Origin of the sequence: Amycolatopsis sp. NPDC004169, assembly GCF_040610315.1 — a bacterium.
In the GTDB taxonomy this organism is placed as follows: Bacteria; Actinomycetota; Actinomycetes; order Mycobacteriales; family Pseudonocardiaceae; genus Amycolatopsis.
On the sequence record NZ_JBEXMD010000019.1, the window covers coordinates 44,086 to 57,783 of the forward strand.

Consider the following 13,698-nt stretch of genomic DNA (forward strand, 5'->3'; position numbering starts at 1 on the left):
GGCGATTTCGCGACCAGCCGGGCCGACGCACGGCGGGCAACGCCTCCGTTCATTCGTTCCGGCCGGTATTGCCGTTACCCGTCCGGCCGCGAAAGCATGAATTCGTTGCTCATGAGCAATTCTGACGGACAGCCAATGGGTCAGCGGCTGGGATATCGGACAGAAAGATGACACCCGCCGCGAGGAGACCGCGAGCGCAGCCCACGCACCCGGCGCGAGGCCCGCCCGCATGCTCTTGCGTGGTCTGGACGGCGCGCCGGCGCATTCCCGACCGAGCTGGCCGCCCGGCTCGGCGGCTTCGAGCCGCTGCCCGGGTCCGGCGGCGAGGCGAAGGTGGCTGACTCCACGCACCCCGGGACGGACCTGGTGCTCAAGGCGTACTACTTCCTGGCCAGCGTCCGGGCGGCCCACAGTCGTGCGGGCGCGTGGGCGGAAACCCGACAGGCTCAACGCGGCAGCGCCGGACCGGCTGCGCACCGCCACGGCGCGGCAGCGTCGCCCCACCAACCACACCCCCCCGCCGACCCGATACGCAGCCGCTTCAGCGGGTGGGAGGTTGTGTCAAGGCACGCTTTCCCGCCTTGACACAACCTCCCACCCGTTGAACAATCCGGCGTTCGGGCCGGTGGAGGCCACCCAGGCACTGCAAATCAAGACCCAAGACAGGCACCATGACCATCAAACTCGAGAACGTCGGCATCGCGGTCCGAGACATCGAGGCAGCAATAGCCTTCTTCACCGACCTCGGCCTGACGCTGCTCGGCCGCGATACGATCAGCGGCGATTGGGCTGACACGGCCGTCGACCTCGACGGCAACCACGCCAAGATCGCCATGCTCCAAACCCCGGACGGCCAAGGCCGCCTGGAGCTGTTCGAGTACATCCACCCCCAAGCGATCGAATCGAACCCCACTCGTCCCAACGAAATCGGCATGCACCGAGTCGCCTTCTCCGTCGATGACATCGATGCAGCCCTCGAAACAGCCGCAAAACACGGCTGTCACCCGCTTCGGGGTGTTGCCACCTACGAAGACATCTACAAACTCACCTACGTCCGGGGCCCCAGCGGCATCATCGTCATGCTGGCCCAGGAACTCAAGAAGAACTGACCGACGCGGCAACCGGATCACGGCGGACGCGGGCGCGGGCAGGGACCGGCCGGTGCCACGGTGTCCGGCCCCACGGCTTGGCTATCGATACCCACGTCATGAACAAGAACGCCACCAGGTTCACCGCCGCACCGTAAGCCAGCCGGCCGCTTACCGGGCTTGGGCGGCCTCCCGCGGCCATGCTCTCCTCCACCCAGACACCCAAGCCGTACGTGCTGTACAGGATCACCGCCACCGTCAGCACCAGTTTCACCAGCACCCACCAGTGCCGCGCTATCCCCCACTTCGTGACCACGCACAGCACCACACCGCCGACGAGGCTGGTGAACGCCGCCGGGATCACCACGAACACGTCGATCCGGTCGACCATCAGGTAGCACACGCCGCGCACGTCCGGCCGGTCCGTGTAGTGGGCCGTCATCGCCAGCACGACGTTGGCCGCGCCGGCGCCCATCCAGCCGACCGACACCACCACGTGCACGAACACCAGCAGCTGCCGCAGGCGTTTGCCCGCCGTCCAGCGCTTCACGCCGGCTCACCGACCGTGACGGCGCCGAGCAGGTGGCCGAGCGCGTCGGCCAGGCGGGGGTGGCGGAACTCGTGCCCCAACTCGAGCAGCCGTCGCGGCGCCACGTGCTGGTCGGCGACCGCCAGTTCGCTCCGGCCGTCCTCCCCCAGCAGCAGGTGCGGGCCGAACGGCGGCAGCTCGGGCCGCGCCGGCCGGCCGAGCACGCTCGCGAGCGTGCTCGCGTACTCGGCATTGCGCACCGGCTCCGGGCTCACCGCGTTGACCGGTCCACTGAGGACGGTGTCGGTCACGGCCCGCAGGTAGACGTCGGCCAGGTCGTCGACGCCGATCCACGGCATCCACTGCCGTCCCGACCCCATCGGGCCGCCCAGCCCGGCGGCGAACAGCGGGTACTGCGCCCGCAGCAGGCCGCCGCGTGGGCTCAGCACCAGGCCTGTGCGCACCAACACCACACGCAACTCCGAAGCCGCGGCCGCTTCCCAGCCGGCGACGACTTCGGCCAGGAACCCTTGTCCCCGCCCACTTTCCTCGTCGAACAGCTCGTCACCCCGGCCGGGGCCGTAGTAGGCGACCGCGGACGCCGAGACGAACACCTTCGGCCCGTCCGGCGTGCGGGCGGCCAGCTCCGCCAAGGCCCGCGTCGGCCCGATCCGGCTGTCGCGCACCGCTTCCCGGCTCCGGCCGGTGAGCGGGGCGGCGGCCAGGTGCACCACAGCGTCGACGCCGGCGAGCAGATCGGCGGCAGGTTCCTCCGGCTGCCACGTCCGCTCGCCCGGCGCCTCCGCCGCCCGGCGCACCAGGCGGACGACCTGGTGCCCGCCGGTGGTCAGCAACGCCGTCAGCGCCGTGCCGACCAGCCCGCCCGCCCCGGTCACGGCAACCGTCAGCGGGTCGTGCCGGTACCGGCGGTGCGCGACCGTGGCGGCGGCCAGCTGCCCGTGCCGATAGGCGGACATCGAACGCCGGAACGCCTCCGGGGTGGTGTCCGCCGTCCGGATGCCCCGGCGAGAGCTCCTGCCCACGACCACCCCTCGATGCACGGACGATGCATTGCTGGGCAGAGCGTAAGAGCAAGATCGCGGGGTCGCACCTCGAACGACCGGTATTTCGTTGCAGACCCGATGCAAATCACCCGGCCAGGCGACGTCAGCGCCGCTTAGACCGGATCGGCGGAGTACTCGACGCCCACCACGACGTCCTGCAGGCTGGAAAGGTCGCCGGCCAGGGTGAAGCGCCACGGCTGCTCGACCGGCTCGCCGATCGCGGCGTTGAGCGGCTGGTCGGGCGACGGGCTGCCCGGCAGGCGGAGCGGTTCGCCGTTGGAGAGCGCGATCCCCGCTTCGCACGTGAACGCCGTCGCCGCGCCCGCGAGGTCGAGGGTGGCCGAGACCGCCGGGTCCGCGCTGCCCGGCAGGGCGACGAACACGTTGGTGACGCGGCGGTTCTGCTCCGCCACCGGGTACGGCACCTTGCCGAAGTCGAGCTCCAGCGCGCCGCCGCCACCGGCCTTGATGGCGCCCAGCGCCTCCGGGGCGAACCGGGCCGCCGAGACCAGCAGGAGCCGGCCCGCCGCCGGGGTCGCCGGGGCCTGGCGGAGCGCCTCCGAGAACCGGGTGAGCCCGTCGATCCGGATGACGACGTCGGTGATCGTGTCCCACGCTTCCGCGTCGCGGTCCAGGTGCAGGGTCCAGCCGGTGTCCAGGCCGATGCCTTCGAACGGGCCGAGGACGTCGTGGCCGTCGGGGGCCGGGGTGCCGCTTTCGGAGACCGCGACCGCGTCGGCGAACCGCAGCAGCGGGCGCGTCGCCAGGGTTTCGTCCGTGCTGGCCTGCGAAACGCCGTGGTTGACCAGGGTGCCGCGGACGCGCCGGCCCGCGGTGAGCATCCGGACCTCGACGGCGAGACTGCGGACGCGGTGGCCGAACGTGCCGGGGAAGAACGCGCGCGCGGCACCTTCCGAGGTGGCGAATGAGCACCGGCCACGCGCCTTCAGCGCCCCGAAGGCGAGCGGGAACTCCTCGGCCAGCGACAGCACGTAGCGGTACGGGACCAGCGCGCGTTCCCCCGCGATCCGGGCGGCCTCGAGCTCGGCGAGGTCGCCTTGGAGCTGGTCGGCGCCGGTCACGCCGGAGAGGTCGCGGGCCAGGTAGTCCATCCGGACGATGCGCAGGTGCCGGTCCTGCTCGAAGGCGAGGGCGCGTTCGGCGAGCCAGCCGGCCCACGCCCCGAGGTCGAGGTAGCGGCGCAGGACGCGGCGCAGCACCTGGGTGACGGCGGTCCAGAACTCGGCGTTGAGCAGGCGCAGGGTGGTGAACGCGAGCAGGTCGTTCGCGAGCCGGATGTCGGCGTCGGCGATGGTGGCCTGCAGCTTGGCGATGGTCACCTCGCGCTGCTTGGCGTCGACGTTGCCCTTGGCCAGCGGCAGGGCGACGTCCTGCAGGCGCTTCAGCTCGCCCGCGCGGCCGCTGTAGGCGGCGGCCATCCCGGACATGCTCGTGTAGCCGGCGTAGTAGAACGCGCCGAAGCCGGCGAGCACGGACGCGCCCGCGCCGAGGCCGAGCAGTCCGGACGCCGAGGCGTCGCCCAGCCCGAGTTCGGCGGCGAAGCCTTCGCCGATGCCCTTGGTGGCGAAGCCGGGCAGCCCGGTGAACGTCTTGACCAGGCCCGACGCGAAGTCCGACAGCTGCCCGAAGAAGCTGTCGTGGTCGGCGATCTCGGCCTTCTTCGCCGCGATCTGCGCCTCGACGTCGGTGACCTGCTTCTGCGCGAGGACGACCTGGTAGGCGGCGATCTGCGCCTGCTCGCCGGCGATCGCCTTCTGCGCGGTGGCCTTGGCGAGCAGGTTGGACGTGCGCAGCCGCTCGATCGCCAGGTCTTCGAGGTGCGCGGTGGCGGCGAGGAAGTCGCGCTCGGCGGCCTTCGCCAGCGCGGCGAACCGGTCGGCGGCGTCCTTGAGGGTGCGGTAGCGCTGCACCGGGACGGTCGCTTCGGTGCCGCCGAAGTAGTTCAGCCCGGCTTCGATCCGGGTGAAGCCGAGCCGGGCGCGGGCGACCTGCGCGACCACGGCCGGGTTCGCCGACGCGCCGACGTAACCGCCGGGAACACCACCCTGCCAGGACGGCCCCACCTGCGGGTCGTCGCCGTGCAGCCACAGCACGGCTTTGTAGAGTTCCCGTGCGCGCGCCGCGCTCGCCGGTTCGTCGGCGCGGAAGAGCGTGTCCGCCCATTCGAGCAGCACCGCGCCCAGGCGCAGCTGCAGGAACTGGCGGTCGACGCGGTGCAGCAGGCCGGCCACCTTCGGCGGCCGGAGCTGGCTGTAGTCGTCGAACGTGCTGCCGTACGGGATGGCATCGGGCGCGCTGAGATCCGGTTGCACCACCTGGGCCTTGTCCGAGCGGTCCATTGTGGATGGCAGGGGGCCGTCGGTGTACAGCTCGGGTACGCCGGCGTTCCAGATCGTCTTGTACCCGGCCGGATCGTCCTGCGCCGCCGCGCCGATGGCCACGCCGAGCAGGCCTTCGAGGCACTTCGCGGCCTCGGTGAAGCGGCCGGTGGCGAGCAGCACGTCCGACCGCCACACCCAGGCGAAGTACGTCGCGTACAGCACCAGCCCGGCGGTCAGGCGCTTGCCGTTCCAGTCACCCGGGAACGGGAAGTCGTACGTCGGCTCGCTGAAGAACGCCGAGCCGAACCCGAGGAACCGCTCGAACGCGGCCGTGCGCTTTCGTGGTGACCGGCAGCCGCCTGCGGGCCAGCATGGGCGGCTCCAGCGGGTAACCGGCCTTCTGTTGCTCCTTGATCAGTTCCAGTGCGGCGGACGTCGTCGTGTCGATCAGGGACAGCGCCTGCGGGTATTCGCCCTGCAGCAGCAGCTTGTCGATCTTCGCGACGTCGGCGAACACCGCGACCGCCTTCACCTGCCAGGGCGGCCCGGGCTTGGTGCCGGCGAGGTCGCCGGCGCGCAGGGAGCGGGCGATGGACAGGACGTTCTCGGGGTAGAAGGGCGCGGTCGCGGCCAGCCATTCCTCGTACTCCAGGAAGAACGGCGCCCGGCCGCGCTGGACGTCCGGGATGATGGTGCGGTTGCGGACGTCCGGCGGGGTGTGGAAGGGATCCGGCGCCGACTGGAAGCTGTCGCGGAAGAAACCCAGCAGCGTGGCGGTGTTTTCGGCGACGAGAGTGCTGGTCGCCGGACCGGACCGGGTCAGGTCGATCCGGAACCGCAGGCCGAGCTCTCTGGCTGTCACTCCGGAAAGGACGATCAGACTGTCCAGATAGGACCTCGCATCCATGTCTCCGCGGTCGGGGAGCGAGGCGGCGGGCAGGCCGTAGCCGGTCGGGGCGGGGTCGGTGAGGATGCGCGTGACCGTGCCGATGGCCAGTTCGTTCGCGGGCCGCGGGCTGGTGTCGCGGGTGGTGAAGTCCTGGCGGAAGCGGGCAGTCAGCTGGGCGCGGGCTTCGGTGGCGGTGAGGGGCTTTTCGCCGCCTTGCTGGAGCCAGTAGTCGTCGTAGGCGCAGAGCTTGGCCCAGACGCCGAGGAGGTAGTCGCGGTAGCCGATGGCCGGGTTGAGCGCGCCGATCAACGGGCCGTCGAGGATGTTTCCTGCGGTGAATCGGTCGGCGTACTTGTTGAGCAGGCCCGAAAGCCCGGTCTGGCCGAGCGCGCCGAAGTCGATCGGCCAGTCCACTTGGGACAGGTCGGCGAAGCTGTCGAGCCGGGTGCGCAGCTCCTGCAGCGCCGGTCCGGTTTCCGGGTGGTCGCCGAGGCCGGCTGCGTAGGCGGCGAAGTCGTGGGCGAGGGTGGCCCACGGCGGGAGCGGGCCGAAGCCGCTCAGGACGCCGGAGGGATCGAGGAAGGCGGCCTCGAGCTCGGCGACGGCCCGCACGCGGACGGCCTGGTCCGGGACGACGGCGGGGTCGCGGACCAGGGCGAGCAGCTCGTCGATCCGGCCTTCACCGGGCCGGTTGAAGACGGCCCAGTCGACTTGGGCGGGCGGGACGTCGATGGTCAGCCGGAGGAAGTCACCCGGCCGGGTGGTGACGAGGTCCTGCGGCGGCCGGTCTCCGAGGGTGCCGGTGATGGTGACGGGTTCGCCTTCCCCTTCGCCTTGGCCGCAGGTGACGACCCGGACGAGCCAGGCGGGAACGTTGTCGCCCGGGGTGAGGGAGAACCGGCCGTCGGCGTCGGTGCTCCCGGCGGCGAGGTCGTGGGAGCAGTTGCCGAGCCGGACCTGGACGGCAAGCCGCACGCCGGCGACGGGTTCACCCCGCTCCCGGTCGACGAGGGAGCCGGCCACGAGGGCAGGTCGGGACTCGCGTTGCTCCGGCATGGCGCCCTCCGTCGATCTCCGGCATCCGGCCAGAACTCAAGAGCGCGAAGGCGGGCGAGAGATACACGGTGGGGACTTCGCCGATCAGGTGCAGACCGCGGCCTTCGCCTGGTATTACGCCGACCTACGACGCGGCGCAGGTGGTGCCCGCCCGATCCGTGACCCCGCACGCTGGCCAAACCCCATCGATGTGAGCAAAACTCACCTTCATGCCCGAACTGAGAGTTTTCCGCCTGCTCGCCCGGATCGGGCTGACCTGCTACGCGGCCGTCCACCTGATCGTCGCCTGGCTGGCCGCGCAGGTGGCGCTCGGCGACCACGAACGGGCCGACAAGGCCGGGGCGCTGCAGCTCGTCGCCGCCGAGGGGGGTGCGTGGCTGTTGTGGCTGGTTGCGGGCGGCACCGGCGTGCTCGCGCTGTGGCAGCTCAGCGAGGCGCTCACCGGCCACCGGCACGCCGCACCCCGGCGCCGCTGGGTGCGGCGGTCGGTCAGCGGGGTCGAAGTCGTTCTTTACGGCCTGGTCGCCTACAGCGCCGCCAAGACGGCGACGGGTACTTCCGGCAAGGCCGGCTCGGTGGTCGCGGCCGTGCTGGGATGGCCGTGGGGTGCGGCCGCGGTGATCGCCGCGGGTGTGCTCGTCATCGCCGTCGCCGGGTGGCTCGCCTACCGGGGCGCGCGGAAGAAGTTCCTCCGCGACCTCGACTTCGGCGGTGCCTCCCCCACCGTGCGGTTGTCGGCCACCCGACTCGGCCAGGTCGGCTGGTGCGCGGTGGGTGTCCTGTACGCCACGGTGGGAGCGATGTTGGTGCTCGCGGCCGTCCGGTACGACCCGGCCAAGGCCGGCGGGCTGGACCCGGCGCTGAAGACGCTGGCCGTGCAGCCGTACGGGCCGGCCTTGTTGCTCGCGCTGGCGCTCGGGATCGCGGTGTTCGGCGTGTTCGCGCTGCTGGAGGCCCGGTTCCGGCGGCTGTGACGGCTCAGCGCGTCAGGCCGAGGTCGTAGGCGGTGATCACCGCCTGGATGCGGTCGCGGGCGCCGATCTTCGCCAGGACCCGGCCCACGTGCGTCTTCACCGTCGACTCCGAGAGCACCAGCCGCGACGCGATCTCGCCGTTCGTCCACCCCCGGCCGATGGCGACCAGGATCTCGCGCTCGCGCTCGGTCAGCGCCGCCCAGCGCGGGTCGTCCGGGGCGCCGCCGGACACCGGCGGCAGGTGGTGGGCGTACGCGTCGAGGAGACGCCGGGTCAGCGCCGGCGCGACGACCGCGTCTCCCCTGGCCACCGCGCGGATCCCGGCGAGCAGCTCCTCCGGGTGGGCGTCCTTGAGCAGGAATCCGCTCGCACCCGCCCGCAGCGCCGCGTGCGCGTACTCGTCGAGGTCGAACGTCGTCAGCACCAGCACCCTCGACCGGCCGCCGCCCGCGACGATGCGGCGGGTCGCTTCGATGCCGTCCATGCCCGGCATGCGGATGTCCATCAGGACCACGTCGGGACGCAGCTCGGCCGTGCGGCGCACCGCTTCCGCGCCGTGGGCCGCTTCGCCCACCACCTCCGTGCCGGGTGCCGCCTCCAGCAGCATGCGGAAGCCGAACCGCTGCAGGGCCTGGTCGTCCACGATGAGCACGCTGGTCACGCCGGGCTCCCCGGGAGCGGGGTGACGTCGAGGACCGCCTGCACGGCCCAGCCGCCGCCCGGGACCGGGCCGGCGACGAGCGTGCCGCCGTAGAGGGCCGCGCGCTCCCTCATGCCGGTGAGCCCGTGCCCTTCGCCGTGGGACGGCCGGCGGCCGTCCGGCGGGCCGGTGTCCTGGACGCGGATGCGCAGCCGCGCGCCGTCGGCGGACAGCGTGACGTCGACGCGCATGCCGGGACCGGCGTGCTTCAACGTGTTCGTGAGCGCCTCCTGGACGATCCGGTAGGCCATCAGCTGCACCCCGCGGTCCAGGGCTTCCAGCTCGCCGCCGGACCGGAGGACGACCTCCGGCCCGGCCGCGCGCAGCCGCCCGCACAGCGCGTCGATGTCGGCGATGCGGGGCTGCGGGTGCAGCTCCGGCGCAGCCGCCTGCTCGCGCAGGACACCCAGCATGCGCCGGAGCTCGCCCAGTGCCTGGCGTCCGGACTCCCCGACGAGCCGGAGCGCTTCCCGGCTCCGCTCGGGCGCCGCTTCGGCCGCGTACGCGCCGCCGTCGGCCAGGCTGATGATGACGGACAGGTTGTGGCCGATGATGTCGTGCATCTCCCGGGCCACCCGGGTGCGTTCGGTGGCGGTGGCCAGCCTGCTGCGCTGGTCGCGCTCGACCTCCAGCCGGGCCGCGCGCTCGCGCAGGGCGGCCAGCTGGGCCCGGCGGATCCGCACCGCCAGCCCCAGCGCGGCGGCCGCGACCGCCGTGCTGATCAGGAAGAACAGCGCGCCCCACACGGACACCACCGCGGAGACGCGCACCGCGACCGGGACGATGAGCCCGGCCACGGCCGCGCCCACCCACGCCAGGTGCCGGACGCGGCCGTGCAGCGCCACGCTGTAGAGCGCGACGAGCAGGGCCACGTCGGCCCGCAGGAACGAGCCCAGCGACCACTGCCGCACGAACACCGCTGCGATCACGGCGAACGCCGCCGTCGGTGCCCGCCGCCGCGCCAGCAGGGGCAGCACCAGGCCGGCCTGCAGAGCCAGCGTCGCGGGCACCGGCAGCTGCGTGAACGTGATCGGCAGCGGGCCGTCGTCGCCGTCGTCGAACCGCACGAACTCCGGCACGCAGAACAGCAGGACGACCCCGGCCACCACGGCCGCGTCGAGGAGCCACGGGTGGGCCCGGTCCGTCCGCCGCAGCCGCTGCCTGATCCGGATCGCCTGGGTGAGCAGCGGGTGCCCCAGTGCGTCGCCGTTCACCTCGGTCACCTGTCCATGGTGGACGAAAACGCGGCTCAGCCGTCGGTCCGGACGAGCCGGTAGGCCGCGCCGGCGAGTGCGAGGGCCGTCCAGCCCAGGAACACGGCCAACCCCGCGGCCGGCGACAAGGACGTGCTGTCGTGGGTCAGGGCGTACATGGCCTGGCCCGCGTTGCTGGGCAGGTACGGCCCGATCTCGTCGTGCCAGCTCGCGGGCAGCAGCGACAGCAGGCCGGGGATCAGCATCAGGACCGCCACCAGCACCGAGATGCCGCCGGCGACCGACCGCAGCAGGGCACCGAGCGCGGCCCCGAGCACCCCGACCAGGCCGAGGTAGAGGCCCGCGCCCAGCAGGCTGCGCACCACGCCCGGCGACGACAGCGTGAGCGCCGCCGGTGTCCCGGCCACCACGCCGGAGACGATCACGAAGGTGACGAACACGCTTACGACGCCGACGACGAGGGCGACCACGCCGAACACCGCCGACTTCGCCCACAGCACCGGCAGGCGGCGCGGGACCGCGGCCAGCGTCGAGCGGATCATGCCGGTGGAGTACTCGCCCGCGGTCACCAGCACGCCGAGGACGCCCAGCGCCAGCTGAGCGAACGTCAGGCCGAACAGGGACAGGCTGACCGCGGTGGCGTTGGCGAAGTCGTCGTCGAGGTTCCCGCCGGTGGGCTGGGGCGAGTACTGCGCCGCGGCGATCAGGCCGACGGCCACCAGGAACACGCACCCGAGGCCGAGGGTGATCCACGTCGAGCGCAGCGACCACAGCTTCGACCACTCCGAACGCAGCACGCGGCGTCCGGTCACCCGGTAGGCGGGCCGTTCGACGAGTGTCACCGCGTTCATGCCGCCCTCCCGAGGGTTTCGACGCCGGTGCCGTGGTACTCGACGGCGTCCCTGGTCAGGTCCATGAAGGCCTGCTCGAGGGAGACGGCCCGGGCGGTGAGCTCGAACAGCGCGACGCCGTGCTCGGCGGCCTTCAGGCCGATCGCCCGCGCGGACAGGCCGGTCACCTGCAGCTGCTCGGAGCCCGCCTGGCCGGTGATCTCGACACCGGGACCGGCCAGGACCTCCCGCAGCCGCGCGGGGTCGGCGGTGGCCACCTGCACGGTGCCGCCGCCGGCTTCGCGGACCAGGTCGGCCACCGTGGTGTCGGCGAGCAGCCGGCCGCGGCCGACGATCACCAGGTGCTCGGCGACCAGCGCCATCTCGGACATCAGGTGCGAGGACACGAAGACCGTGCGCCCCTCGGCGGCGAGCTCGCCGAGCAGGGTGCGGATCCACAGGACGCCCTCGGGATCGAGGCCGTTGACCGGCTCGTCGAGCAGCACCGTCGCCGGGTCGCCGAGCAGGGCGGCGGCGATGCCGAGGCGCTGGCCCATGCCGAGGGAGAACCCGCCGGCGCGCTTCTTCGCCACCGGCTGCAGCCCGGCCAGCTCGATCACCTCGTCGACCCGCCGCCGCGGGATGCCGTGCGTGTGAGCCTGCGCGAGCAGGTGGTCGAAGGCGGACCGGCCGGGGTGGATCGACTTCGCTTCCAGCAGCGCCCCGACCTCCTGCAGCGGGGCGCGGTGCCGGGCGTAGGGGCGGCCGTTGACGCGCACCGAGCCGCCGGTCGGGGCATCCAGCCCGAGGATCAGCCGCATGGTGGTGGACTTGCCGGCGCCGTTCGGGCCGAGGAAGCCGGTGACGGCGCCGGGCCGGACGGTGAAGTCCAGGTGGTCGACCGCGGTTTTCTCCCCGTACCGCTTGGTGAGCTGCAGTGCCTCGATCATCGTCGTTCCCCTGTGGTCGCGTGGGTCGTCTCCTCCTCACGCTAGGAGCGGGACCGGCGCGATCCGTGGTACCGGCGGGGGAATTCCGGCGGGCGGGTGGTACCGCGGTACCACCCGCTCCGGAGTGGACGGTGCCGACGGGACGAGAGCGGTTACTGGTGCAGGTGCCGGGCCCAGTCGGCGGGCACGCGGCCGGCCGGCCCGGGAGCGGGCTGGTCGACCGGCCGGTGTTCGGGCGCGGCGAGTGCGGGCCCGGATTCGTAGAGCACTTCTTCGCCGTAGTCCCAGAACCACTCTTCGCCGGGCTCGAAGCTGCGCGCCAGCCGGTGCCCGCTGGCGGCGGCGTGGCCACTGGCGTGCCGGCCGGGCGAGGAATCGCAACAGCCGATGTGGCCGCACTCCGCACAGCGCCGGAGGTGGAACCACCAGCCTTGCGGATCGGCGGCGTCGCAGTCCGCACAACCCGTGCCACTGGGCGGCACGGAGGGATCTACGCCTTGCATGCGAACTCCTCTGCTCGGGTCCCGCCCACTTTAGGCGCGATGACGGAGGAGCCGCAGCGGCCTCAGGGGGTGCGTCGGCGCAGTGTCGCCGCACCCAGCAGCAAAGCCAGGACCACGCAGCCCGCGATGATGCCGATGTCGCGGACCAGCGTGCCGTCGACCTCGCCCGAGCGGGTCACCTGGGTGAGGGCGTCCACCGCGTAGGACAGCGGCAGGACGTCCGACACCGCGCTCAGCACCCAGCCCATCTCGCCCCGCGGCACGAACAGGCCGCACAGCAGGAACTGCGGCAGCACGAACACCGGCAGGAACTGGATGGCCTGGAACTCCGTACGGGCGAACGCGCTGACGAACAGGCCCAGCGCCGTGCCGAGCAGGGCGTCCAGGACCACGATGAGCAGCAGCACCCAGATCGAACCGGCGATGTCCAGCCCGAGCCACATGAGCGAGATGCCGGCCGCCACCACCACCTGCAGCACCGCCAGCAGGCCGAACGCCAGCGCGTAGCCGAGGATCAGGTCGAGCTTGCCGATCGGCAGCGTCATCAGGCGCTCGAGCGTGCCCGTCGTGCGCTCGCGCAACGTCGTCACCGACGTCAGCAGGAACATGATCGTGAACGGGAAGATGCCGAGCAACGCCGGGGCGACCGCGCTGAACCGCTGCTCCGAGTTCAGCACGAACCGCAGCAGGACCATCAGCACGCTGGGCACCGCGACCAGCAGCACCACCGTGCGCGGGTCGTGCCGCAGCTGGGTCAGGATCCGGCGGGTGGTGGCCGGCGCGCTCACCGCGCCGCCTCCGCGCGTCCCCTGATCAGGCGCAGGAACGCCTGCTCGAGGTCGGGGGCGCCGGTGCGCGCCCGCAGGGCCTCCGGCGTGCTGCGGGCGAGGAGCCTGCCGCGGTGCAGCAGCAGGAGGTCGTCGCACCGGGCCGCCTCGTCCATGACGTGGCTGGAGATCAGCAGGGTGACGCCGGTGGCCGCCAGGTCGTGGAACAGCCGCCACAGCTCGTCGCGCAGTTCGGGGTCGGAGCCCACCGTCGGCTCGTCCAGCACCAGCAGCTCGGGGGTGCCCAGCAGCGCCACCGCCAGGTTGGCCCGGCCGCGCTGGCCGCCGGACAGGCGGCCGACCAGGACGCGGGCCGAGGTGGTGAGTCCCGTCCGGGTGATCACCCGGTCCACATCCGACGGTGGCGCGCCGAGCACCGCGGCGAAGTACCGCAGGGCCTCGGTCACCGTCAGGTCCGCGTAGATCGCCGGGTCCTGGGTCGCGTAGCCGATCCGCCGCCGCAGCCCGGGGCTGCCCGCGGGACGGCCGAGCACGTCCACCCGGCCCGACGCCACCAGCTGAACGCCCACGATCGAGCGCATCAGCGTGCTCTTGCCGCAGCCGTTGGGGCCCAGCAGGCCGGTCACCGTCCCGCGCCGCAAGGTGAACCCGATGTCGCGCAGCACCTCTTCGCCACCGCGGTGGACCCGCAGGTCGGTCACGGCGATCGCCGGCTCGTCCACGGCGTCCTCCTTCCCGCCCCGGACCACTCATGGTGAGCGCCGGGACGGG

The 13,698-nt window shown here is 72.6% G+C and carries 13 protein-coding genes; 2 read left to right on the top strand and 11 right to left on the bottom strand.

The window, feature by feature from the left end; all coding sequences use genetic code 11:
• Positions 1-671: 671 nt before the first annotated feature.
• Positions 672-1,109 carry a VOC family protein gene (locus ABZX11_RS24940; RefSeq protein WP_176175532.1) on the top strand — a complete coding sequence of 146 codons (438 nt, stop codon included), beginning with the start codon at positions 672-674 and terminating at the stop codon, positions 1,107-1,109.
• Here ABZX11_RS24940 and ABZX11_RS24945 read toward each other — a convergent pair.
• From ABZX11_RS24945 to ABZX11_RS24960, 4 genes are all read right to left on the bottom strand, one after another.
• Positions 1,096-1,638 (bottom strand): hypothetical protein, encoded by a 543-nt coding sequence (locus ABZX11_RS24945; RefSeq protein ID WP_354916908.1) that lies wholly within the window; start codon positions 1,636-1,638, stop codon positions 1,096-1,098. The genes ABZX11_RS24940 and ABZX11_RS24945 overlap by 14 nt on opposite strands.
• Positions 1,635-2,660 carry a TIGR01777 family oxidoreductase gene (locus ABZX11_RS24950; RefSeq protein WP_354916911.1) on the bottom strand — a complete coding sequence of 342 codons (1,026 nt, stop codon included), beginning with the start codon at positions 2,658-2,660 and terminating at the stop codon, positions 1,635-1,637. The genes ABZX11_RS24945 and ABZX11_RS24950 overlap by 4 nt, the downstream gene beginning before the upstream one ends.
• A 134-nt stretch (positions 2,661-2,794) precedes the next feature.
• A complete protein-coding gene (locus ABZX11_RS24955) occupies positions 2,795-5,245 on the bottom strand; it encodes a hypothetical protein (protein WP_354916914.1) in 2,451 nt (816 codons plus the stop codon).
• Between the two features lie 31 nt (positions 5,246-5,276).
• The gene (locus ABZX11_RS24960) at positions 5,277-6,968 is read right to left on the bottom strand and encodes a hypothetical protein (protein ID WP_354916917.1); all 1,692 of its coding nucleotides are present in this window, start codon (positions 6,966-6,968) and stop codon (positions 5,277-5,279) included.
• Between the two features lie 209 nt (positions 6,969-7,177).
• Between ABZX11_RS24960 and ABZX11_RS24965 the strand changes: the two genes are divergently transcribed.
• The gene (locus ABZX11_RS24965) at positions 7,178-7,942 is read left to right on the top strand and encodes a DUF1206 domain-containing protein (protein ID WP_354916920.1); all 765 of its coding nucleotides are present in this window, start codon (positions 7,178-7,180) and stop codon (positions 7,940-7,942) included.
• Between the two features lie 4 nt (positions 7,943-7,946).
• On the opposite strand, the gene ABZX11_RS24970 is transcribed toward ABZX11_RS24965, so the two are convergent.
• The 7 genes from ABZX11_RS24970 to ABZX11_RS25000 all read right to left on the bottom strand — a co-directional run bounded on the left by ABZX11_RS24970 (position 7,947) and on the right by ABZX11_RS25000 (position 13,649).
• Positions 7,947-8,603: a response regulator transcription factor gene (locus tag ABZX11_RS24970; RefSeq protein ID WP_354916923.1), complete on the bottom strand. Its 657-nt coding sequence runs from the start codon at positions 8,601-8,603 to the stop codon at positions 7,947-7,949.
• Positions 8,600-9,865 carry a histidine kinase gene (locus ABZX11_RS24975; protein ID WP_354916926.1) on the bottom strand — a complete coding sequence of 422 codons (1,266 nt, stop codon included), beginning with the start codon at positions 9,863-9,865 and terminating at the stop codon, positions 8,600-8,602. Before ABZX11_RS24975 ends, ABZX11_RS24970 begins: the two co-directional genes overlap by 4 nt.
• Before the next feature lie 26 nt (positions 9,866-9,891).
• Entirely contained in the window at positions 9,892-10,707 is an 816-nt protein-coding gene (locus tag ABZX11_RS24980) for an ABC transporter permease (protein WP_176175525.1), read from the bottom strand.
• Positions 10,704-11,636: an ATP-binding cassette domain-containing protein gene (locus ABZX11_RS24985; RefSeq protein WP_176175524.1), complete on the bottom strand. Its 933-nt coding sequence runs from the start codon at positions 11,634-11,636 to the stop codon at positions 10,704-10,706. The genes ABZX11_RS24980 and ABZX11_RS24985 overlap by 4 nt, the downstream gene beginning before the upstream one ends.
• Positions 11,637-11,788: 152 nt before the next feature.
• Positions 11,789-12,139, bottom strand: coding sequence for a UBP-type zinc finger domain-containing protein (locus ABZX11_RS24990; RefSeq protein ID WP_176175523.1), 351 nt, complete (start codon positions 12,137-12,139; stop codon positions 11,789-11,791).
• A gap of 62 nt (positions 12,140-12,201) precedes the next feature.
• Positions 12,202-12,927 (bottom strand): ABC transporter permease, encoded by a 726-nt coding sequence (locus ABZX11_RS24995; protein WP_354916931.1) that lies wholly within the window; start codon positions 12,925-12,927, stop codon positions 12,202-12,204.
• Positions 12,924-13,649 carry an ABC transporter ATP-binding protein gene (locus tag ABZX11_RS25000; RefSeq protein ID WP_354916934.1) on the bottom strand — a complete coding sequence of 242 codons (726 nt, stop codon included), beginning with the start codon at positions 13,647-13,649 and terminating at the stop codon, positions 12,924-12,926. The genes ABZX11_RS24995 and ABZX11_RS25000 overlap by 4 nt, the downstream gene beginning before the upstream one ends.
• Positions 13,650-13,698: the final 49 nt, after the last annotated feature.

Coding starts and splice junctions, on each gene's coding strand:
- ABZX11_RS24940 (WP_176175532.1), top strand. CDS start 672: ATGACCATCAAACTCGAGAACGTCGGCATCGCGGTCCGAGACATCGAG.
- ABZX11_RS24960 (WP_354916917.1), bottom strand. CDS start 6,968: ATGCCGGAGCAACGCGAGTCCCGACCTGCCCTCGTGGCCGGCTCCCTC.
- ABZX11_RS24965 (WP_354916920.1), top strand. CDS start 7,178: ATGCCCGAACTGAGAGTTTTCCGCCTGCTCGCCCGGATCGGGCTGACC.
- ABZX11_RS24980 (WP_176175525.1), bottom strand. CDS start 10,707: ATGAACGCGGTGACACTCGTCGAACGGCCCGCCTACCGGGTGACCGGA.
- ABZX11_RS24985 (WP_176175524.1), bottom strand. CDS start 11,636: ATGATCGAGGCACTGCAGCTCACCAAGCGGTACGGGGAGAAAACCGCG.
- ABZX11_RS24990 (WP_176175523.1), bottom strand. CDS start 12,139: ATGCAAGGCGTAGATCCCTCCGTGCCGCCCAGTGGCACGGGTTGTGCG.